This is a genomic window from Ruegeria sp. YTSB088, from assembly GCF_059609825.1.
This window is the reverse complement of the sequence record NZ_JBXWMM010000010.1, coordinates 25,543-47,372: the sequence shown is the minus strand read 5'-3', so window position 1 is coordinate 47,372 and position 21,830 is coordinate 25,543. Positions and strand designations below refer to the sequence as shown.

At 58.8% G+C, this 21,830-nt stretch carries 20 protein-coding genes and 1 pseudogene; 9 read left to right on the top strand and 12 right to left on the bottom strand.

Annotated features, from left to right (window positions below):
• Positions 1-147: 147 nt before the first annotated feature.
• Positions 148-579: pseudogene (locus tag AC2FFA_RS16175) on the bottom strand (Hint domain-containing protein); the annotation flags it as partial.
• Between the two features lie 546 nt (positions 580-1,125).
• Complete coding sequence (gene pnp, locus AC2FFA_RS16170; RefSeq protein WP_496852395.1) at positions 1,126-3,276, bottom strand: polyribonucleotide nucleotidyltransferase; 2,151 nt, start codon at positions 3,274-3,276, stop codon at positions 1,126-1,128.
• Between the two features lie 482 nt (positions 3,277-3,758).
• Between pnp and AC2FFA_RS16165 the strand changes: the two genes are divergently transcribed.
• Together AC2FFA_RS16165 and AC2FFA_RS16160 are read left to right on the top strand one after the other, a co-directional pair.
• A complete protein-coding gene (locus AC2FFA_RS16165; protein WP_117871802.1) occupies positions 3,759-5,360 on the top strand; it encodes a BCCT family transporter in 1,602 nt (533 codons plus the stop codon).
• 344 nt (positions 5,361-5,704) lie between these two features.
• Positions 5,705-6,457, top strand: a complete 753-nt coding sequence (locus tag AC2FFA_RS16160) for a class I SAM-dependent methyltransferase (RefSeq protein ID WP_117871804.1) — start codon at positions 5,705-5,707, stop codon at positions 6,455-6,457.
• A 159-nt stretch (positions 6,458-6,616) separates the two neighbouring features.
• Here AC2FFA_RS16160 and rpsO read toward each other — a convergent pair whose 3' ends face one another.
• The 6 genes from rpsO to rbfA form a co-directional block, all read right to left on the bottom strand.
• Positions 6,617-6,886 carry a 30S ribosomal protein S15 gene (gene rpsO, locus AC2FFA_RS16155; RefSeq protein WP_117871806.1) on the bottom strand — a complete coding sequence of 90 codons (270 nt, stop codon included), beginning with the start codon at positions 6,884-6,886 and terminating at the stop codon, positions 6,617-6,619.
• A gap of 144 nt (positions 6,887-7,030) precedes the next feature.
• On the bottom strand, positions 7,031-8,044 hold the full coding sequence (locus AC2FFA_RS16150) for a calcium-binding protein (RefSeq protein WP_496852394.1): 1,014 nt from the start codon (positions 8,042-8,044) through the stop codon (positions 7,031-7,033).
• A gap of 91 nt (positions 8,045-8,135) precedes the next feature.
• The gene (locus AC2FFA_RS16145) at positions 8,136-8,642 is read right to left on the bottom strand and encodes a DUF1643 domain-containing protein (RefSeq protein WP_117871811.1); all 507 of its coding nucleotides are present in this window, start codon (positions 8,640-8,642) and stop codon (positions 8,136-8,138) included.
• A gap of 21 nt (positions 8,643-8,663) precedes the next feature.
• A complete protein-coding gene (gene truB / locus AC2FFA_RS16140) occupies positions 8,664-9,569 on the bottom strand; it encodes a tRNA pseudouridine(55) synthase TruB (RefSeq protein ID WP_117871813.1) in 906 nt (301 codons plus the stop codon).
• A 60-nt stretch (positions 9,570-9,629) separates the two neighbouring features.
• Complete coding sequence (locus AC2FFA_RS16135; RefSeq protein WP_496852393.1) at positions 9,630-10,367, bottom strand: phosphodiester glycosidase family protein; 738 nt, start codon at positions 10,365-10,367, stop codon at positions 9,630-9,632.
• Positions 10,364-10,759, bottom strand: a complete 396-nt coding sequence (rbfA, locus tag AC2FFA_RS16130) for a 30S ribosome-binding factor RbfA (protein WP_117871818.1) — start codon at positions 10,757-10,759, stop codon at positions 10,364-10,366. Before rbfA ends, AC2FFA_RS16135 begins: the two co-directional genes overlap by 4 nt.
• 91 nt (positions 10,760-10,850) lie before the next feature.
• Here rbfA and dapB point away from each other — a divergent pair, with 91 nt between their 5' ends.
• Both dapB and AC2FFA_RS16120 read left to right on the top strand, forming a co-directional pair.
• Complete coding sequence (gene dapB, locus AC2FFA_RS16125) at positions 10,851-11,660, top strand: 4-hydroxy-tetrahydrodipicolinate reductase (RefSeq protein ID WP_496852392.1); 810 nt, start codon at positions 10,851-10,853, stop codon at positions 11,658-11,660.
• Between the two features lie 342 nt (positions 11,661-12,002).
• Positions 12,003-12,686 carry a hypothetical protein gene (locus AC2FFA_RS16120; RefSeq protein ID WP_496852391.1) on the top strand — a complete coding sequence of 228 codons (684 nt, stop codon included), beginning with the start codon at positions 12,003-12,005 and terminating at the stop codon, positions 12,684-12,686.
• Between the two features lie 328 nt (positions 12,687-13,014).
• On the opposite strand, the gene AC2FFA_RS16115 is transcribed toward AC2FFA_RS16120, so the two are convergent.
• Genes AC2FFA_RS16115 through tmpA form a run of 3 tightly spaced genes read right to left on the bottom strand, consistent with a single transcriptional unit; the run spans position 13,015 to position 15,403 of the window.
• Positions 13,015-13,683, bottom strand: a complete 669-nt coding sequence (locus tag AC2FFA_RS16115; protein WP_496852390.1) for an ureidoglycolate lyase — start codon at positions 13,681-13,683, stop codon at positions 13,015-13,017.
• The gene (gene tmpB / locus AC2FFA_RS16110) at positions 13,680-14,270 is read right to left on the bottom strand and encodes a (R)-1-hydroxy-2-trimethylaminoethylphosphonate oxygenase (protein WP_496852389.1); all 591 of its coding nucleotides are present in this window, start codon (positions 14,268-14,270) and stop codon (positions 13,680-13,682) included. Before tmpB ends, AC2FFA_RS16115 begins: the two co-directional genes overlap by 4 nt.
• Entirely contained in the window at positions 14,267-15,403 is a 1,137-nt protein-coding gene (tmpA, locus tag AC2FFA_RS16105; protein WP_496852388.1) for a 2-trimethylaminoethylphosphonate dioxygenase, read from the bottom strand. Before tmpA ends, tmpB begins: the two co-directional genes overlap by 4 nt.
• Before the next feature lie 98 nt (positions 15,404-15,501).
• Between tmpA and AC2FFA_RS16100 the strand changes: the two genes are divergently transcribed.
• Positions 15,502-16,356: a LysR family transcriptional regulator gene (locus tag AC2FFA_RS16100; protein WP_496718927.1), complete on the top strand. Its 855-nt coding sequence runs from the start codon at positions 15,502-15,504 to the stop codon at positions 16,354-16,356.
• Between the two features lie 4 nt (positions 16,357-16,360).
• Here the strand turns inward: AC2FFA_RS16100 and AC2FFA_RS16095 are convergent, their stop codons facing one another.
• A complete protein-coding gene (locus tag AC2FFA_RS16095) occupies positions 16,361-16,543 on the bottom strand; it encodes a DUF1674 domain-containing protein (RefSeq protein WP_496852387.1) in 183 nt (60 codons plus the stop codon).
• An 88-nt stretch (positions 16,544-16,631) separates the two neighbouring features.
• Between AC2FFA_RS16095 and AC2FFA_RS16090 the strand changes: the two genes are divergently transcribed.
• From AC2FFA_RS16090 to lspA, 4 genes are all read left to right on the top strand, one after another.
• On the top strand, positions 16,632-17,891 hold the full coding sequence (locus tag AC2FFA_RS16090) for an RsmB/NOP family class I SAM-dependent RNA methyltransferase (protein ID WP_496852386.1): 1,260 nt from the start codon (positions 16,632-16,634) through the stop codon (positions 17,889-17,891).
• 90 nt (positions 17,892-17,981) lie between these two features.
• On the top strand, positions 17,982-19,721 hold the full coding sequence (locus tag AC2FFA_RS16085) for a heparinase II/III family protein (protein WP_496852385.1): 1,740 nt from the start codon (positions 17,982-17,984) through the stop codon (positions 19,719-19,721).
• A gap of 22 nt (positions 19,722-19,743) precedes the next feature.
• A complete protein-coding gene (gene purH, locus AC2FFA_RS16080) occupies positions 19,744-21,333 on the top strand; it encodes a bifunctional phosphoribosylaminoimidazolecarboxamide formyltransferase/IMP cyclohydrolase (RefSeq protein ID WP_496852384.1) in 1,590 nt (529 codons plus the stop codon).
• Positions 21,333-21,809, top strand: a complete 477-nt coding sequence (gene lspA, locus AC2FFA_RS16075; RefSeq protein ID WP_496852383.1) for a signal peptidase II — start codon at positions 21,333-21,335, stop codon at positions 21,807-21,809. Before purH ends, lspA begins: the two co-directional genes overlap by 1 nt.
• Positions 21,810-21,830 lie beyond the last annotated feature (21 nt).

Below are 21,830 nucleotides of genomic sequence, written 5' to 3'. Positions count from 1 at the left end.
CTGCAAGCACTCGGACTTCAAAGGGTTTGAGGATCGGCAATACGGTTGAACCGTAACCGCATTCACCATTTGCCAGTTCCGGGAACAGTTCAAACAACTGCTCCGGGTTGCGGGCGCCATTGCATCAAGACTTGTGTCACCGGGGTAAAAGGACTCGGACCAGATTCCTTCGACATTCACCAGCTCATGCTGATCAAAGAGGATGTGAATGTACTCCACCCCTTGTGCAGGCGTTTCCTGAACGATGGTCTTTCCATTGATCAGCCCTTTTGCAGGCGCCAACATCGTTGTTTCGCAATGCATCAGTTCCATCATGGCTGAGGTCACGGCAATCCGGTGCTGTGGCGAGATGACGAGATCGCGGGATGGGCCGTTCGGCCCGAAACAGCCCGCTTTGATCCGTACAGGGGATAGGTGAGGGTTTCGCTGCAACTCGGACGCGGACAAACGGCGCTTGCCGATCCAGCGTACCGGACGGGCATGGCCGTCGGCGGTGACAACCGGGTCGCCGGGCTCCAGCGCCTCAACCCGGCGCAGTCCCGTCGGAGTCTGGATCAGCGATCCAAAGGTAAAACACACGAAAGAAGGCAAAGTGTGATACGCGGATGACGGCGCGGTTCCGGCAAAGCCGGTATCTGAAATCGTGTCATTCAGTTCGGCCTGACCGGAAGTGACGATGATGTAACGCGGGTTGGAAAACTGGATCAGGATAAGCGTGACCGGCGCGCCATCGACTGTGCCCGTATAATTTTCGAAAGTACTGAAATTCTGGGTCGAGCCGGAAAAGCCGGGAAGAGACTCAAGATCAAGTTGCGAACTGCCGTCCGGGTCAGGATCTTGCAGCAGGGCGTCATTATCCGTGACTTCGACCGAATAAGCAGCAGTAATATCAACACTGCGGTTGCTGAAGGGGTCTGCGCTGATTTCGTAAACAGTAATCGATGCCACGGTTGAACAGCTTCCCTGAAAACGGCAAAATACCCCTTAAGGTTGAGCTAATACACGCAATAAGTGTTAATAATTGATTTACCAAAATTGCGACGCAGTTCCCCTTCCTGCTGCCCCGCAAACAAAAAAGGCCCCGGATGAAACCGGGGCCTTCTGCTGTCTGTCAGAGGGGGCAGATTATTCTGCGCTTTCCTCTTTCTTTTCTTTCTTCTCGGGAACGATCTCTTCACCGGTTTCCTGATCGACCACTTTCATCGACAGGCGAACCTTGCCGCGATCGTCAAAACCCAGAAGCTTGACCTTCACTTCCTGACCTTCTTTCAGAACATCCGACGGATGGTTCAGACGGCGGTTTTCGATCTGCGACACGTGGACCAGACCGTCGCGCTTACCGAAGAAGTTCACGAAGGCCCCGAAATCGACGATTTTTACAACTTTACCAGTGTAGATCTGACCTTCTTCAGGTTCTGCCACGATCGAATAGATCATGTCATAGGCCTTCTGGATCGATTCACCATCCGGCGAGGCGATCTTAATGACGCCATCGTCGTTGATGTCCACCTTGGCTCCCGAAACCTCAACGATCTCACGGATGACCTTGCCACCTGAACCGATCACTTCACGGATCTTGTCGGTCGGAATGTTCATGGTCTCGATGCGCGGGGCGTGGACCGAGAAATCGTTGGTCTCGGACAGGGCTTTGCCCATCTCGCCCAGGATGTGCAACCGGCCGTCCTTGGCCTGCGCCAGGGCTTTCTCCATGATTTCGGGCGTGATGCCCGCAACCTTGATGTCCATCTGCAGCGAGGTGATGCCGTTTTCGGTACCGGCAACCTTGAAGTCCATGTCGCCCAAGTGGTCTTCGTCACCCAGAATGTCGGACAGGATGGCATAGTCGCCGTCATCTTCCAGGATCAGACCCATGGCCACACCGGCAACCGGTGCTTTCAGCGGAACACCCGCATCCATCATCGACAGCGAACCGCCGCAGACCGACGCCATCGAGCTGGAGCCGTTGGATTCAGTGATCTCCGACACGATACGGATCGTGTAGGGGAAGTCGGTCGCCGCAGGCAGAACCGCCTGCAGGGCGCGCCATGCCAGCTTGCCGTGGCCGATCTCACGACGGCCCGGGCCACCCACGCGGCCAACTTCACCAACCGAATACGGAGGGAAGTTGTAGTGCAGCAGGAAGTTCGATTTGAAGTTGCCATGCAGCGCGTCGATGAACTGTTCATCGTCACCGGTGCCCAGCGTGGTTACGGCCAGCGCCTGCGTTTCACCACGGGTGAACAGGGCAGAACCGTGAGTACGGGGCAGCATCGAGGTTTCTGCAACGATTCCACGGATATCGGTGGTCGAACGACCGTCGATCCGCTTGCCGCCTTTGACGACGTCGCCGCGCAGAATGCCAGCTTCCAGCTTTTTCATAGCCGAACCGAGGTTGCCGTCTTCCAGCTGCTCTTCGGTCAGCGCTTCCTTGATCGCTTCACGGGCAGCGGCAACAGCGGCGGTGCGCTCTTGCTTGTCGGTGATCGCGAAGGCGGCGCGCATCTGTTCTTCACCGGCGGCCTTAACGGCAGCATACAGCTCCGAGTAATCCGGTGCCTGGAAATCGAACGGCTCTTTCGCGGCTTCTTCGGCGAGGCTGATGATCAGGTCGATCACCGGCTGAATCTGTTCATGCGCAAAGTTCACCGCGCCCAGCATTTCCGCCTCAGAGAGCTCGTACGCTTCCGATTCCACCATCATTACGGCGTCTTTGGTCCCGGCAACTACCAGATCCAGACGCTGTTCAGGGTTCAGGCGCAGGTCCTGCATGTCATCGACGGTCGGGTTCAGAACGTATTCACCGTCTTCGAAACCAACACGGGCACCGGCGATCGGGCCCATGAACGGCGCGCCGGAGATGGTCAGAGCAGCCGAAGCGGCGATCATCGCGACGATGTCGGGATCGTTGACCAGATCGTGGCTCAGCACGGTGCACATCACCAGAACTTCGTTTTTGAAGCCGTCAACGAACAGCGGGCGGATCGGACGGTCGATCAAACGCGCAGTCAGCGTCTCTTTCTCGGTCGGGCGCGCCTCGCGCTTGAAGAAGCCACCCGGTACTTTACCGGCGGCATAGTATTTCTCTTGGTAGTGGACGGTCAGCGGGAAAAAGTCCTGACCGGGTTTTTGCGCCCGCGCAAAGGTCACGTTTGCCATGACGCTGGTTTCGCCCAGCGTGGCAATCACGCTGCCGTCAGCCTGACGGGCAACCTTGCCGGTTTCCAGTGTCAGCGTCTCTTCGCCCCACTGCATTGATTTCTTCGTTACATCAAACATATGCGTATCCTAGAAGGGAGCACTCCCGCCCCTGCGGGTCTCCCGTTTGCATGGCGGCCCCATTGCCGCCGACCCCAATTTATCTTCCATTCGAGTGCCGGGGTCAGGGCACAACGTCTCAGATACCGCGCGCATACATGAGAATGCGTTGAAAGGAAAGAGGAACTGGATGGGATGGCCGAATCACGCTGAGACAGACAACGGCTCTCTCTAAGTGTTCAGTTTTCAGATCGCGAGCAAAAGCTGTGAGCGGCGATGCAATGTGTTTCTTCGCAGGCGACGACCCAGAGATCTGTGGGTCGATTACATCGCTAACATCGGTAAAATCGAATGCATTTTGTAAAAATATGAAGGCAGTATAAGCTTTTACCACAAGCCCGCGGACGAAATGACGGAAACGCGCCAAGGGGGTTAATAATCCCATACCCGTCCGCCAACCGAAAACCTTGGCGTTTGCAGCTAGCGAACAGAAGGGCAATCGAATGGCACAAACAAAAAAGATGCTGGATCCGGATCCCCGGATTTACGACTTCGAAACGGAATATGAACTGGGGCAGGATAACGTCCGACCGTTTGGCTTGGACATTCACAACCCGGTCTTTCTGATCTCAAGTATCATGATCTTTGCGTTCGTCCTGATCGCATTAGCCAACCAAGAGGCCGCGGCTTCGTTCTTCGGCTGGCTCCGACCCTGGCTGACCAGCACGTTTGATTGGTTTCTGGTCCTTTCGGTTGATGCAATCACCCTGTTTTGTCTTGTTCTCATCATCCTGCCCGTCGGTAGCGTGCGGATCGGTGGCAAAGACGCCAAGCCTGATTATTCCTATGCGGGATGGATCGCGATGATGTTCGCTGCTGGAATAGGTATCGGTCTGCTGTTCTTTGGCGTGATGGAGCCGGTCTATTACAATTTTGCCGAAGACGGGAACGCAAGCCCGCTGGGCATTGATATCGCGGTGCCGGGAAATGAATATGCCGGTGTCGTCGGAACCATTCATCATTGGGGTCTGGAAGGCTGGGCGGTTTACGCCGCGGTCGGCCTGAGCCTGGCGATCTTCAGTTACAACCTGAACTTGCCGCTGACCTTGCGCTCGGCCTTCTATCCGATCCTTGGCGAACGGGTCTGGGGGTGGTGGGGCCACATCATCGATACGTTGGCGGTCTTTGCCACGTTGTTCGGGTTGACCACATCACTTGGTCTGGGTGCTCAGCAAGTTGCCGCTGGTCTTTACGAGGTCTTCGGCATCGAACCCAGCCCCACTGTCGTTGTCTTGCTGATCATCGGGATCACGTTGATTGCGCTGGGCTCGGTTCTGCTGGGCATGGATGCGGGCGTCAAACGGCTGAGTGAGATCAATATGGTCATGGCCGTCGGACTATTCCTCTTCGTAATCGCCGTAACTGGCATTGGCACGGCCATCGCACGATATTTCAACGTGATGACCGACTACGTGCTGCACTTACCTGCCTTGTCGAACCCGTTCGGACGAGAAGACACCAGCTATTTCCATGGTTGGACGACCTTCTACTGGGCATGGTGGATCGCATGGTCACCCTTTGTGGGCATGTTCATTGCCCGGATCTCGAAGGGTCGTACTGTTCGCGAGTTCATAATCTGCGCGTTGCTGGCGCCGACAGCCGTCTGTGCCCTGTGGATGTCAACCTTCGGCGGCGCCGCCATCGACATGTTGAACGCGGGCGGAGCGGAAGGTGTTCGCGCGACAGTGATTGACAGCTACGCCCCAGAAGGTGCGTTGTTCGGTTTCCTGAAAGAACTGCCGCTTTACGGCATCGTTGCCCCGATTGCCCTTGTCCTGATCGTAATCTTCTTTGTCACCTCATCCGATTCAGGGTCGTTGGTGATCGACACGATCACTGCTGGCGGCAAGATGGACGCCCCCGTGGTTCAGCGCGTGTTCTGGTGCACATTGGAAGGTCTGGTCGCCATCGCATTGCTGTTGGGGGGTGGTCTTTCAGCGCTGCAAGGCGCAGCGGTTTCAACCGGCATCCCCTTTACGCTGGTGGTTTTAACAATGTGCTACTGTTTGTGGCTGGCGCTGAAATCAGAAAAAGCGAAAATGTAGAGCCGTACACATTTCCAAGAATGAAACGCCCACCGATTGGTGGGCGTCTTCGGTTTTGTGGAACTGCACAAGGCATAATGACTTAGATGATGTTTTGACTGAGTTCATGCGCGCACCAGTATCAACAAAAACTGCGTTGGGCGGGGTATGCGTTTGGTGCCAGATGCCGAAATCCCGGGCTTCAGGATATTGCTGAAGGGGGGAAACGTCCAACTATGCACTGAACAGGGAACTTGCCCGTTTTGTCGAGTGTTATCGGGCGCTGCTATTGCGTTGACATTGAATTCTCAGAATAGGACGTTCACGCGAAGAAAACTGCTTTCGACCACCCTCCGGAGGAATAAGTGTCAATTGTTGATGTCCTGGCCGCGCGCCTGATCGAAGATGTCAAATTCAACGACCTGTCAGGAAGCTTCCTGATGCTTGGGCGGCAGGACTGGATAGGTGCGCGTCGGTCGTCATCCGCCGCATTGTTTCGGGAAACCTTGCAGAAGTACCTGCCCGGAGTGAGCGAAGCTGACCTTTGCAACCCGGATGATGGGTACTCGGAAACCTTCTTTCGTAAACTTGGGTTTTCGGAAGTGGACTCTCTGGATTTCTCGGGTTTCGAAGGGGCGAGTATCGTTCAGGATCTCGCGGGGGATTTGCCTGAAAATCTGGTTGGTCGGTTTGACGTTATCTATGACGGTGGAACCTGCGAGCACGTGTTCGACTTGCCGACCGCCTACCGGAACATTGATAAGATGCTGAAGCCCGGGGGGGTGTTTATCGCACACTCGCCATCGAACAATTGGATCAATCACGGCTTCTATCAGATTTGCCCAGAGATAGTGTACGGCTTTTGGGTAAACGCCATGAACTATGAGGCTCTGAAATGCGTGTGGCAGCCCTTAAGGCCATACGCCGCGCGTGATGTGGTGAAAATGACGGATCCCAACAAGACAAAGAAACGTCCGCGCCCGCTGGGAACCTTTGGTCCGGGATTGCCTGTTCTTTTGGATTTTGTGGTTCGAAAACCTGTTGCTGACACCAAGACGAGTGCAAATGTGTCGCAAAGTGACTATGCCACACGTTGGGAAAACACGCGGAAGGCGTAAGGCCCGGTGTCGCAACAGACATTCTCTGACCGTCGGGGAATGTCCAACTGCTCTGGTAAGTTAAGGGGGATGTGTCGCTTTCGGCGGATCCAACAGAAAACGCCCGCCGGGTGGCGGGCGTCGAACCGGAAAACCCGGTTTAAAGTCTTCTGAAAAAGCTTAGCGGCGGATGCCCAGCTTTTTGATCAGATCCTGGTAACGCGCTTCTTCCTTGCCTTTCAGGTAATCCAGCAGCTTACGGCGCTGGGCAACCATCTTCAGCAGACCGCGACGACCGTGGTTGTCTTTTTTGTGGGTCTTGAAGTGCTCGGTCAGGGTGGTGATGCGCGAGGTCAGGATGGCAACCTGGACTTCAGGCGAGCCGGTGTCGCCGTCCTTGGTTGCGAATTCTTTCATGACGCGTGCTTTTTCTTCAGCAGTAATCGACATCGGGGTCTCCTTTGAAAGGTTAGAGTTGATGGCGCAGGCCGGGATGTCGTCCAGCACAGGCCCATGGAGAAAACCGCACCGATTCCGATGCGGATGGGCGCGTATAGGCGCATTTTCACCAAATGGCAAAGGGAAACTGCGGGCTCAGACCATCTGTCCGTACTGGGCCAGTTGCGCTTCGGTGATCAATTGAATGTCGGCCACCGTCATACCTTCGGCCCCGTATACCTGCGCCACTTCCTGACCGTTGATCATCACTCGGGTCAGATTGGCGTTTTCAGCGTCAGGTTCCACCTCAATCTCCGGGTCGGCCTCATCCTCCCAGGTTACGAGCAGCTTGTCCTCACCGGGTTGGAAGCCCGTGACGGTCACGTCTTCGTCACCCGGGCTCAGCACGATGTCATCGGCGCCCTGCCCACCGGTCACCACATCCCCGCCGCCTGCCACAATGGTATCGTCACCAGCGCCGCCATTCAGGAAATCCTTTTCGGCCGCGCCGTCTTCGATACCGAGGACAAAGTCGTCGCCGTCGCCCCCAAAGATCGTATCCTCACCTGCGCCACCGTTCAGGGCATCGTCTCCGAACCCGCCCTGCAATGCGTCGTCATCTGCCCCGCCTGTCAGAGTATCATCGCCCTGACCGCCATAAAGTTCGTCTTCGCCTTCGCCGCCATCCAGGGTGTCGTCCCCGAAATGGCCGAACAGGGCGTCGTTCCCCTGATTGCCGAACAGAAAGTCGTCATCAGCCTCTCCGTGCAGAACATCATCACCCTGACCGCCCGAAATCGTATCCGTACCGTCACCCCCGTGCAGAACGTCGTCGCCCTTGCCGCCGTCGATGGTGTCATCGCCGCCAAACCCGTTGACCTGATCGACACCGACCTGTCCGGTGATCTGGTCCGGGCCATCGCTGCCGGCAATTACGAGGTCTCCTTCGAATTCAGAGATTACGGTGCCAGTGGACGGGGTTTCGATATCGGGATTCACCGGGTCTTCGACGTTTTCGCCAATCTCAAGAAACTCTCCGGTATCGGGTTCAGTTTCTGCGTCATCATTGGGGTCGTCCTCTGATACGTCCTCGTCTTCGATCAGCATGTCGCTCATCGCGTATGCAGCACCGCCGATGGCGGCGAGTCCGATCAATCCGGCCAGAAACATGACACCCCTCCGATCGCAGAATGCTCCGAGGGCGAACATCCCATGCAATCGGCAATCGGATCAAAGTCAAGTTATTGAAATGGTTAATACTTTATTGCCATTGCTCTGGCTGTTGGCTGTAGGCGATATAGAGCGGGTGCTTGGGATGGCCGTCTTTGGTCAAACCCAGATGGAACAGCGGCTGGCTGGTCCGGCGCAGCAGGGTCTCCACCGCCGGGCCCCGGTTCAGATGCGCACCATGGGTGCCCCAGGCAGCGATGACCTGATCGGCCCACCGAACACCTTCCAGAATGGCGGCGTCATTTTCCGGGCCTACCGGATCGGCAGCAGCGCGCATCTTGCGCGGATCGGTGTCGCGCCAGGCAAAGATGTTGGTTACCTGAAACGCGCCAAACCCCAGCGCTCGGGCACGGCGTTCGCAGCGTTCCACTGTCGGGTCGTTCTGCACTTCGGTCGCAGTAGACGGGTTCAACATGACAAACAGCGCCTTGCGCCCTGCCGGGTCCCAAACACGCGTCAGGCTATAGCGGTATTTCTCGCAGTCGGAATAGATGGCGGTCGAGGGCGCATCGCCCTTGGTGTGCGTTCGGGTGATCATGCCTTTCGCCTAACACGTGGTTCAGGCGGCGAACACCCGGCTGGGATGCAATTCGCCTGATTTATAAACCCCTACGGCAACGGCCTTGCCATCCAGTGAGGCCCATGCCTCGTCTCCGTATTCAACATCTGAGGCCAGCACCATGCCCGGGTTACCATTGCGTAGACGGGTCGCGCCTTCGGGGGTGCATTTGAGCTCGGGCAGGTCCGACAGACCGGTTTCCAACGGGTGCAGATATTCGTCCAGCGCGGTGGTCTTTGCCATCTCGTCGATCTGCTCGATGCTCAGCCCGTCTTCGGCCTCGAACGGTCCGGACCAGATCCGGCGAAGTTCCCGGACGTGGCCATGACATCCCAGGGCTTCACCCAGATCGCGGGCGATCGAGCGGACATAACCGCCCTTGCCGCAGGTCATCTCCAGCACCACGTGATCTGCGTCGGGGCGATCGACAAGGATCAGTTCCTCGACCCAAAGGGGCCGGGCGGTCAGTTCCACATCTTCGCCATCGCGGGCCAGTTTGTAGGCGCGCTGGCCGTCGATTTTCACGGCGGAAAACTTGGGCGGGACCTGCATGATGTCGCCCAGAAACGGGGTCAACGCCTGCTTGATGTCTTCATCTGACGGGCGGGCATCGCTTTCGGCAATCACTTCGCCCTCGGCATCGTCAGTGTTGGTGGCCTGACCCAGACGGACAGTGAAGGTGTAAGCCTTCAAAGCATCAGTGATGTAGGGAACGGTCTTGGTCGCCTCACCCAGGGCCACGGCCAGAACGCCGGTGGCCTCGGGGTCCAGCGTACCCGCATGGCCTGCCTTCTTGGCGTCCATGGCCCAGCGCACCTTGTTGACCACGGCGGTCGAAGTCATGCCCGCGGGCTTATCCACCACCAGCCAGCCGGAAATGTCCCGACCCTTGCGTTTGCGTCCCATTTAGCACCTTCAATCTTGCTGAGGCGCGCGACCTAGCGGATCGCCATCGCCCTGTCAATTTCAAGGTGCGTCTTCGACCACACCCACGATAGGCCCCAGCGAAAACCCGACATCGGACCGATTGTTCGCGCGGTCATACATGCGAGAGATATTGCCATCGAAGAACAGCGCATTCGGAGTTTCCAGCACGTCCCGGAACAGACGGCCGAATTCGTGGAACGTGACGTAATCTTCGGAAATCGCAAACACCACACGGGTGCCATCGGCACTGGTGCCCACTCCGTTGCGCACATAGAGCGAGGTCGAATCGGGCAGGAACCGGGGATGCAACTCGCCATTGATCACCAGCATCGGGCCGGATTGGCTGGCGTACCGGCAGTCGGGGGCCTGATCGAGGAAATCCAGCGTCTCGTACACATCAGCACGGCCCTCGCGGATGCAGAAAACGCCGTTGGGCAGCAAGCCAAAATTGCCGGGGCCGGGGTTGGAGATCACCCGCATGACCTCTTTGCCGTTCTCGACATAATGGCCGACGGGCGACCGGTCATCGTGATACATGCCCGCGTTCATGGCAAAGGCCAGACGCTCATCACCGGGGGCCAGCGCCTCGTTCACCGACGAGAAATGCCCCAGAAGATCCCCATTCTCATCGTTGAGAAACAGGCGCAGGTCTTCGGTTTCCGCGTCGACTTCGCAGACGGTATAGCGTTTGTCATCATGGGTCAGCTTTTCGCAAGTAACCGCAGAGGCTTGCACGGCCCAGACAACCGCGCCCAATGTGACAAGTACCCGGATCACTCGTCCAGATCGCGGCGCACCGCGTCCTGTTCGAACATGCGGCGGGTGTCGTCCAGACGGTCGAACGTGTCATCAAGCCGGAACCGCAGATCGGGCGAGAATTTCAGGCCGACCTTCTTGCCAACCATGCGCCGAAGTTCACTTTTGTTGCGGGCGAGCAGTTCGATCACATCCTCCTGCCCCTTGCCGCCCAATGGCAGCACATAGGCGGTGGCGATCTTCAGATCGGGCGAGGTGCGCACCTCGCCTACGGTGATCGACATGCGGTTCAGTTCGGTGTCGTGGACATCTCCGCGCGCCAGAACTTCGGACAGGGTGCGGCGGATCAGTTCGCCGACACGCAGCTGTCGTTGGGACGGGCCGGGGCCATCATGGAATTTGTTCTTTGCCATAAACCCCGATCTAAGCGCAAACCGGGGCTTTGCCAAGCGGGCGCGAACGGGGTAGGAGGCTTTGAGCAGTTTGCAGCAAGGGAATACCGCCATGACCCATATTCCGGGGATCGTCATCACAGGGGCTTCGGGCCGTATGGGGCAGATGCTGATCAACACCGTAACCGACAGTGATCAGGCGCGCCTGGTCGGCGTGATCGAGCGCAAAGGGCATGACTGGGTCGGTCAGGATGTGGGCGAAGCCATGGGTGGCCAGGCGCTGGGCGTCAAAGTTACCGATGACCCGCTGGAAGCATTCGCGCAGGCACAGGCGGTGATCGATTTCACCGCACCCGAGGCGACGCTGGACTTTGCCGCTTTGGCCGCGCAGGCGCGCTGTGTGCATGTAATCGGCACAACCGGCATGACCGACGAACAGATCGCGGCGCTGGAACCTGCCTCGCGTCACGCCGTTATCGTGCGGGCAGGGAACATGAGCCTTGGCGTCAACCTGCTGGTGCAACTGACAAAAAAGGTTGCCGCCGCGCTGGATGAGGATTTCGATATCGAGATCATCGAGGGCCATCACCACCACAAGGTTGATGCCCCCTCCGGCACAGCGCTGATGCTGGGCGAAGCCGCCGCCGAAGGGCGCGGGGTCAATCTGGCGGACGTGTCCGATCGGGGTCGCGACGGCATTACTGGCGCTCGCAAACGTGGCGACATCGGCTTTCACGCCATTCGCGGCGGCGACATCGTGGGCGAGCATGACGTGTTGTTCGCCGCCCCCGGTGAACGCATCGTTCTGCGCCATCTGGCCACCGACCGCGCTATCTTTGCCCGCGGCGCGCTGAAAGCGGCTCTGTGGGGACAGGGCAAGGCACCCGGCCAATATGACATGGTCGATGTATTGGGGCTTTAGGCGCTAAGTTCAATTGTACGCAGTCGCAACAACAAAGAATGCTGCAATTCAAATGGCTGCCGCCAGTCGGTTAAAGACTCATGACCAGCGGATGACGCGGGCCGCGAAAGCGATTGCATGCAGGAAAGTCTTGGGACAGGACCGTATCAGTGACATTGCCAGCAGTACCTAAAAACATTCTCGGGCATAATGAAAAAGCAATAGTAGCGAAACGGGACCTCCCATGAACAAAGAAAATAGGGTTGCGGCTTGAAGGTTGTCATACATCAAGGGTTTCACAAAACAGGAACCAGAACCCTGCAAACTATGTTGTTCAGGAACCGTTCCCGGCTTAAGAGCCGAGTGAACTTTCTTGTCCCCCGTGACCTGAAAGAAGCGGGGTTTGCCGCCCGGCGCTATTCCATTTTGCAAGAAGACAGGGTCCTTGCGAGATTCCGCAAAAGATTTCGTCAAGCTCTTGCTCCTTTCGAAGGTCAAACAGACACGCCTCTTCTTGTCAGCAGCGAGGAGTTTGCCGGCCTGATACCGGGGCGAAACAACGTGTGGTCATATTCGCAGACGCACGTTTTGGCTGATGCGGTGCTAGACGAAATTGACAGGTTCGCGAACGGCAATGCGCGTACCACATTCTTGTTCACGACGAGAAACCGCGCTGACTGGATCAGAAGCGTTTATTGGCAAAACATCCGCTCGAACAGAATCCGAGAGGACCTTTCGGAGTATGCTGATCTTTTGCAGCAGGGTACAGACCTTGAAGGTGTGGTAAGCCGCGTCAAAAACTCCGTGTCTTCGAGGGCTGACGTCCTGTCCTTAAACGTTTCGGAGCTCAACGATCGATTATTTCCTGTGGCAAAGGCGCTATCGATGCTGAACGTAAGGTCTGATGATCTGACGCCTGTCAGTAATCTGAATGTTCAGCCGGTTGGAGTCGCAGAGTACTTTCTGGAGTTGAACCGCTCACCCATGACCGATGAAGAAGTGATGGCGGCAAAACGAGCCCATTTGGACAGTTTGCGGACCTCTTAGCAGTGCGCTTCTGCTCATCTCGTGCAAACTGTCTTGATGCTTCGGGGTCGGATTATGCCGCCACGTCGCGCGCCCTAATTCTAAAATCGGCATTGTAATCGACATCATGTCGCAGCCTGCCATTACAGGCAATGACATCGATGGCAACGGGCAGGGGTTGATCCTGAGTGAAACCACGCACGGCAGAACCGCTCTCACTGTGAATTGCGCCGGTTTTCGCCGGTGCAATCCCATCTGAGTCTCTCTTGCGCACGTACAAAGTGACGCAGCGGTTTGCGGCAAAGATCGTGGGAACTTGAAATGCGTTACCCTAAGGCGGTGCGCTTGGTCAAAGATCGCGGATCTTGTCGGCGCGCAGGGGGCAGGCGAGGTAGACGCCGAACTCCTGCCCGATATCGGCGCTGACACGCGCGTGAACTGCGCCCTGACGGTCAAGGAAACGCTGGTCGTCCTCAACCGGGAAAATGCCCTCATGCCAGATGCCGGGATGAATATAGAGGCCACGCGAGCCATCACACCAGAACGCCACCACTTTTTCGGGCGTCAGGTTGTCGCCAGGCAGGGCAGCTGGGATGATGAAGGGTTTGTTGTCGAGCGGCCAGAACATCTGCCCCCCGTCCGGGTGGTAGTTCATATGCCACAGCAACACCTGATCCCGCGGGGCCGTTTGCCGGTCGGTTTGCGCCTGCTGGGGGTCGGCTGACCAACCTAGCACGTAATGGCCTTTGACCGCCTCGTTCTCACCGTAAAGCACGTCACCCTGCCAGTCGCATTTGAACGTGCCTTCAACCCAGCCGCCTTCGTCACCCGTGCCTTCGTCAACCGGCCGCCAGCCCTGCTGCGGCCAGCGTACGATCTCGATTTCAAAGGTTTCGGGGTCGTCGACCAAACAGCCGTAACCCTTGACCGATGTGTCCGTCGCACGGATCAGGGGAACCTCGTGCCACGGCAGCGAGGGTTTCGAACTGGCCTCGAAGATGTACTCGGGTGCAGTCATGATGCACCCAGATGCCTGTCGACCATGCGCTGAACCATCGGTGCGAAATGGGCGAAGTCCGGTGTCTCCATATCCGTGCGTTTGCCGGCCTCATCCAGATACCGGACCTGAACGATCTCTTTCAGGTTTGGATTGGATTCGAACGCGGCGACTTCCTCAGCGCTCATCGGGCCGCCTTGCAGCTCCAAGGTATGGACCGAGGCGGCGGAGAGGCGGTTGAAATATTCGGGCTTGGTGGCGCAGAGATACCGTTTGGCGGCCACGTGATATCGACAGCAATCGGTGATGACCGAGGGGAAGAACTGTTCCAGAACTTCCGCACCTGCATCCTCATGGTGGCGGTCTTCGGTATCATCGGGGTGGTAGGTCCCGAACTCGGATGTGAAATGGCCGATATCATGCAACAGAGCGCCGACGATGATTTCCTCAGGCTGACCGTTCTGTTCGGCGATGGTGGCGCCTTGCAGCATGTGCTGGGCCATGGTGACGGGTTCACCAAGATATTCCTCACCGCCGCGGCGGTGGAAAATATCCCCGATGAAGGCGACGATATTGTTTCGGCTCAGGGTCGAGAAATCGGGTTTCATTCCGCTGCCTCCGGCTGCGTCATCTCTATCGCCGCCAAAGTCGACAGCAACCCGTCCTTGTCGGCATAGCACCCTTGCAACCAACGCGAACCTGCACCGGAATAGCCCAGTCGTGCGTGCAGAACACGGGTGTTGTCGACGATGAAGCTTTCGCCCGGCTCCAGTTTGAACGACACGCCCATGGCCGGATCGTCGATGATCTCGCCCAGTTGACGATAAGCGGCGTAATAAGCCTCCATCCTGTCGAACGGGACGTCCACGAAGGGCGCGGATGAGCGGTTGTTGAATCGGATGCCGACCAGTTCTCCATCCGGCGACAATTCGATCATCGGACGGCGAGATCGCAGGCAGACACCGTCTGACCCCTTGTATTCGAAGCGGGCGGGGTAGCCTGCCAGCAGGGCAAAGCCCTCGGGGTTCTGCGCACGCAGCTTTTCGGCAGCGCGGAAGCCGTCGACAACGATCGAGTCGCCCCCTTCGGCGCTGTTTTCCAGACAGTAAAGGATTTGTAGCGTCGGTACAGGGTCTCGATAGGGGTTGTCGGTGTGGGCCTGCAAGCCAAGCCCGGTATAGGCGAGGTTGGTCGGGTTCACTTCCGTCCGAACCTCGAAATAAGGGCCATAGTTGGTTTCGCGGACGTAGCCGAACAGGTCGGCCACTTTTAGAAGCGACTCTGGTTCGGTTGGCCCGCTCGTCAGCTTGGCAAAGCCGTAACTCGCCACAGACGCCAGCCAGTTGCGTTTGGCCGCAGGGCGGGAATGAACCTCGTTCCAATCGCCAGAGGGTGCGGCGATCCCGCCTTCCCAGGTGATGATGCCGGGGCGAGTGCGGCCCAGCGTATCATCACGTTCGCAATCATAGTTGTGTTCTGCCAGCCATTCGGCCGGGAAGGTAACGGTTTTGTCCTCGGACTGGAACGTGACCTGAAGGTCGCCCGCGACAACTTCGGCGGAACTGACCGAGATGTCAGCAGGGATATCGCCGACGGTGATCAGTCGCTGGCCGTTGCCCGGGGCGCGGGTTTCCGGATCCAGCGCGTTGTCGCGCAACCAGATGGCGTGAAAGCGGGCTTGCGTTCCCGTGTCGAACACGACGGTGACGACCGAGGTGTCATGAGTGGCGGTGCGCAGCATTGGGGCCTCCTGTTCGGCGCGAACTTTGGTTGAGCAGATACGCCGTTCGTGGCATTACGACAATTAATCCTTATTTCGCCTGAGGCTTGGAAAATCTAATGGCTAAGAAAAAGATCGGACTACCGCCACTGGACTGGTTGCGCGTGTTCGAGGCCGCCGGGCGTCTTGGTGGGTTCTCGGCAGCGGCCAAGGAATTCGGGCTAACGCAGGCCGCTGTCAGCCAGCGGATCGGTAATCTGGAAGCCTGGCTGGGCCGATCCTTGTTTGTGCGCGAGGCGCGGGGCGTGTCACTGACGGTCGAAGGTGAAAGTTATCTGCCCTTGGTGCAGGACAGCCTTCGTGCGCTGGAGCGCAATACCGAGGACCTGTTTGGCAAATCCCCGCGCGAGCTGCGCGTGGCCGGGTTGTCTTCGAGCATCCACGCATTGGTTCTTCCGGCGCTGACCAAGTTCCAGGAGGTGCAGCCCAAGGTTCGGGTAATGACCGACTCGGTCGCACGCCGGTCGTCTTTGGACGAAGAACGAACCTGGCTGCAAATCCGATATGGTCGGGGCTTGTGGGCCGGGCGCGATTCAGCCTTGATCGCGCATGAGGTCCTTGCTCCCCTTGCGGCACCGGGTGTTGACTGGGGCGCCCCACTGATTGATCTGCGCGGAGAACGCCCCGGTTGGAGAGAGTGGAGCCAGAAGAACGGCCAGCAAGACCTGCCGCCTTCAAAAATCAGCTTCGATTCGATGGAACATGCGATTTCGGCAGCGCGGCGCGGCATGGGAGTGGTTCTGGGATCGGTTCCGTTAGCCTCTGCCGATCTGCAGGAGGGGCGGTTGCGCCGACTGGATCTACCCGAATTGCACACCAAAGACGGGTACTGGCTGACGTGGCCTGAAGGCCGGGCGAAGTCCAAGAAACAACGTGCCCTGATCGAAGATTTCCTGAAGGCGCTGCGTGGTTGACCGTTCAGAAGTCGATGGCGATGCCCTTCTTTTCCCAATCACCGTAACGGGCCGGGTCCGGTCCGTCTCGACCACCCAGCTCTTTCGGCAATTCCTGGGCTTGGGCTGTGGCTTTGAGGCGGCGTTCTTCCGCTTCGGCCAGGGCGCGCTGGGCGGCGGGGGGCAAGTCTTTGCGGTCGTCACTCATGACATCGGGTTCCTTTCCGTGCACAGCCTTGATATACGCCCGCGTCCGCCATTGGCAATGCGGGCGCAGGTCACATGAAGGCGGTACCATGTTTAACAGCGCAACAGCAGCACGGCGCAGCGCAATCTATCTTCTGGATCAGGTTCTGGGCGAAGGTCGCCTGCTGGCCGAGTGTCTGGCGGCGGGCGCAGTGGATCGGTTGGAACCCGAGGACCGCGCGCGCGCTCAGCGCCTGGCTTTGGAAACGCTGCGTGGGCTGGAACGTGCCGACCGCCTGTTGGACAATCACCTGAACCGCACGCCTGCCCTGACGGTCCACAACGCACTGAGACTGGGGGCGGTCGAGCTTTGCAATGGCGAAGCCGCGCATGGCGTTGTCAATTCCATGGTCGAGATCGTCAGCCGTTCGCGCAAGCATAGTCGCCTCAAGGGGTTGGTGAATGCCGTTCTGCGCAAGGTTGCGGCAGAAGGCCCCGAGGCGTGGCCAAAGATGCGCGTTCCGCGTTTGCCGGATTGGTTGCGTGAGCCTCTGATCGCAGCGTGGGGCACGGATGCTGTTACCGGAATGGAGCAGGCACATTTCGCGGGCGCACCACTGGACCTTACCTTGAAACCAGGGGCGGAAGGCCCTTCAGGCGAGATCCTTCCGACCGGGTCGCTGCGTATACACGACGCGGGTCAGGTCTCGACCCTGCCGGGGTACGAAGCAGGTGACTGGTGGGTGCAGGACGCCGCTGCGGCTTTGCCGGTTCGCATTCTGGACCCGAAGGCGGGCGAAAAAGTGCTGGATCTCTGCGCGGCCCCAGGTGGGAAAACGATGCAACTTGCGGCCGCAGGGGCCGATGTCACGGCACTGGATTTGTCGGCCTCGCGGATGGAACGGGTGCGCGAAAACCTTGCAAGGACCGGCCTGAAGGCGAAGGTCGTTGTTGGCGATGCGTTGGAACACGAGGGCCAGTACGACGCGATCTTGCTGGACGCGCCGTGCTCGGCCACAGGTACGATCCGCAGGCATCCTGACTTGCCGTTTGCCAAGGACGGTTCGGACTTCGGCGGTCTGATCGAGCTCCAGTCGCGCATGTTGGCCCAGGCGTGGAGTTTGCTGAAACCCGGTGGCCGTCTGGTCTATTGCACCTGCTCCCTACTGCCGGATGAAGGTGAAGTTCAGGTGGAAGAGGCGTTGGACATGTATCCTGACATGAGAGCGGATCGCGACGCGCTGAACGTACCCGGTGTTGAAACAGATTGGCTCACTGAAGAAGGCGGCTTGCGATTGCGTCCCGATTATTGGCTGGACCGGGGCGGTATGGATGGGTTCTATATCGCGTGCCTGACCAAATCCGCCTGAGCGCACGCTTTTCGATGACTTGACGATCAGCGCGGTCTATCGTTGGGTCTCAAGCGCCAGCAGAGCGTAAGGGGCAGAGTAACACGCGTCATGTCGAAATCGGACACCATGACCAGCCGGTGGATGCGGTTTCAGAACCGCTTCTATGCGCGCCTGAGCCAGCGGCAGAAGGCGGTCACAGGGTTTGTTGCACAACCGGATCCGCGCTCGGTGGGTTCGTTTGCACGTGGGCGGCAACTGGTTGCCGGAAACCTGTTGTTCGCCGGGTATCTGGTCGAGGCCGAAGATACCGGGCTTTGGGACGTCACCGCCCCCAGCGCCGGCTTTGACGAAGAACGTCATGGTTTTGCCTGGCTGGATGATCTGGCTGCGGTCGGAGACATGCGTGCGCGGGAAAAGGCGCAGCGCTGGGTCTGGGGATGGATCGAGGCGCATGGGCGCGGGCAAGGCCCTGGCTGGGTGCCTGATCTGACCGGACGACGGGTCACGCGCTGGATCAACCAGGCGATTTTTCTGCTGCGAGGGGCGGATGAAAGGCAAAGCAAGCTGTTTTTCCGCTCGCTGGCCCAACAGACATGGTTTCTGTCCAAACGGTGGCAGGCCGCGACCCCGGGTCTGCCTCGGTTTGAGGCGCTGGCTGGACTGGTACAGGTCGGGCTGGCGTTGGAGGGGCTGGAGCACATGGCCGACCCGGCCCTGCGCGCCCTGGCCGGAGAATGTGACCGTCAGGTCGACGCGCAGGGCGGCATTCCAACACGCAATCCGGAAGAACTGCTCGAGGTCTTCACATTGCTCAGCTGGACTTCGGCGGCGCTGAACGATCTTGGGCGCGGGACGCCTGCCGCTCAGGCCAATGCGATCAAACGAATCGCGCCGACCCTGCGCAGCCTGCGCCATGCGGATGGGGCGTTGGCGCGGTTCCATGGTGGCGGGCGCGGTGTCGAGGGGCGTCTGGAACAGGCGCTTGCGCAAAGCGGTGTCAAACACAAGGCAGCCACTGCGTTGCCGATGGGCTATGCCCGGCTGGCAGCCGCACGCACCACGGTGATCGTGGATGCCAGCGTGCCGCCGTCGGGGGCGGCCTCCTACAATGCGCATGCTTCTACATTGGCGTTTGAGCTGACCTCGGGGCGGCGTCCGTTGATCGTGAACTGCGGGTCGGGGGCCAGTTTCGGGTTGGAATGGCGCCGCGCCGGACGGGCGACACCGTCGCATTCGACGCTTTGCCTGGATGGGTTCTCAAGCGCCCGGCTGGCCAACCCGGTGCCGGGGCGTGAAGCTCAGGCGCTGGTCGACGCGCCACAGGAGGTGCCCGTTGATTTCGAGGACGCGTTCGAGGGCATCCGCTTTATGGCCGGGCATGATGGATATGCCAAGGTGTTTGGCCTGACCCACGCGCGCACATTCGAATTGCGATTTGACGGTCGGGAACTGACCGTTGAGGATATTCTGCTGACCGCGACCGACAAGGCGAAGCGACAGTTTGACAAGGCGATGGATGCTTCGGGGCTCAATGGCATCGGTTACGACATCCGGTTTCATCTGCATCCTGATGTTGATGCGGCGCTGGATTTGGGCGGGGCGGCGGTGTCGATGGCGCTCAAAAGCGGTGAGATCTGGGTTTTCCGCCATGATGGCGTTGGAAAATTGTCCGTAGAGCCAAGCGTTTATCTTGAAAAAGGGCGTTTAAAGCCACGCGCGACAAAACAGATCGTTCTATCTGGCCGCGCAATGGAGTATGCGACGCGCATCCGGTGGACTCTGAGCAAGGCACAAGACACAGCCTATGCCGTGCGCGATACGCACCGGGACGAGCCAGAATTCGACTGACGCCAAAAGGACCTTTGGACCCATGAACGATCTTCACCCCGTGCGCCGCGCGTTGCTTTCCGTATCCGACAAAACCGGGCTGATCGAGCTGGGCAAGGCGCTGGCCGAGCGCGGGGTCGAGCTGCTGTCGACCGGTGGCACGGCCAAGGCGCTGCGTGATGCAGGGCTCGCGGTGAAGGATGTCAGCGAGATCACTGGCTTCCCCGAGATGATGGATGGTCGGGTCAAGACCCTGCACCCGATGGTGCATGGCGGACTGCTGGCCCTGCGTGACAATGACACCCATGTTGCAGCCATGAAGGAACACGGCATCGGTGCAATCGATCTGTTGGTTGTGAACCTGTATCCGTTTGAAGCAACTGCGGCCAAAGGCGCAGGTTACGATGAGTGCGTCGAGAATATCGACATCGGTGGCCCGGCGATGATTCGCGCAGCGGCCAAGAACCATGCGTTTGTGAACGTGGTCGTGGACGTTGAGGATTACGACAAACTGCTGGACGATATGGATCAGCACGACGGCGCGACATGTCCGAAATTCCGCCGCAAGCTGGCGCAGAAGGCCTATGCCCGCACCGCCGCCTATGACACCGCAGTGTCCAACTGGCTGGCCGACGCGCTGGAGCTTGAGGCCCCCAGGCGTCGCGCGTTTGCCGGTGAATTGAAACAGACCTTGCGCTATGGCGAGAACAGCCATCAGCAAGCCGCGTTCTACACCGACGGCACCAATCGGCCCGGTGTGGCCACCGCTGTTCAGCATCAGGGCAAGGAACTCAGCTACAACAATATCAACGACACCGACGCGGCCTTTGAACTGGTTGCCGAGTTTGACCCCGAGCAGGGTGCCGCCTGCGCCATCATCAAGCACGCCAACCCATGTGGCGTGGCCAAGGGGGCGACCCTGCTTGAGGCCTACAAGGCCGCCTTCGACTGCGATCGCACCTCTGCCTTCGGCGGGATCGTGGCGTTGAATCAACCGTTGGACGCCGAGACCGCGCAGGAGATCACCGGGATTTTCACCGAGGTCGTGATCGCTCCGGGCGCATCGGATGAGGCCAAGGCCATCTTTGCCGCCAAGAAAAACCTGCGCCTCTTGACGACCGAAGCTCTGCCGGATGTGACCGCCGGTGGGAAAACCGTGCGTCAGGTGGCCGGTGGGTTGCTGGTGCAGGACAAGGACAACGGCTTTGTCGGCATGGATGATCTGAAAGTTGTAACCAAGAAGGCCCCGACCGACGAACAGATGCGTGACCTTTTGTTTGCCTGGAAAGTGGCAAAACACGTCAAGTCCAACGCTATCGTCTATGTCAAAGACGGCGCCACCGTGGGCGTCGGCGCGGGCCAGATGAGCCGTGTGGACTCGGCCCTGATCGCCGCCAAGAAAGCCGAACGTATGGCCGACGTGCTGGGCTTGGCGCAACCGCTGACCATCGGCTCGGCCGTTGCGTCGGACGCATTTTTTCCCTTCCCTGACGGCCTGATGGAAGCGGCCGAGGCAGGCGCAACCTGTGTGATCCAGCCCGGTGGGTCCATGCGTGACGATGAAGTCATCGCCGCCGCGGATGAGGCCGGCCTGGCCATGGTCTTTACCGGCATGCGCCATTTCCGTCACTGATGCGGTCACGCCTGCTTCTCTGGGCGGCCTTGGCCGCCTTTGCGATCGACCAGATCAGCAAATACCTGGTCGTTCATGCCATGCGCGTGGCCGAACAGCCCGGTGGTATTGATGTTTTGCCACCGCTGCTGGTGTTCAAATACGGCGAGAACCGGGGCATCAATTTCGGCCTGTTGCAAGGGAACTCGGAGGCCGCGCGCTGGATTTTGATCGGAGTTTCCGTGGCGATCTGTGTTGGCGTGCTTGTCTGGCTCAGCCGTGCAGCCCCCTCAAGACTGATGCTGTTTTGTGGTGGTTTGTTGGTCGGCGGTGCGCTTGCGAATGTGGTGGACCGGGTCCTTTACGGATATGTACTGGATTTCCTGAACATGTCTTGTTGCGGCATCAACAACCCGTTTGTGTTCAACCTAGCAGATGTGTTCATATTTGCGGGTGCCATCGGGCTGGTGCTGTTTGACGGCAAAAAGGCCTCGTGACGCGCGGAATGATATGCGATA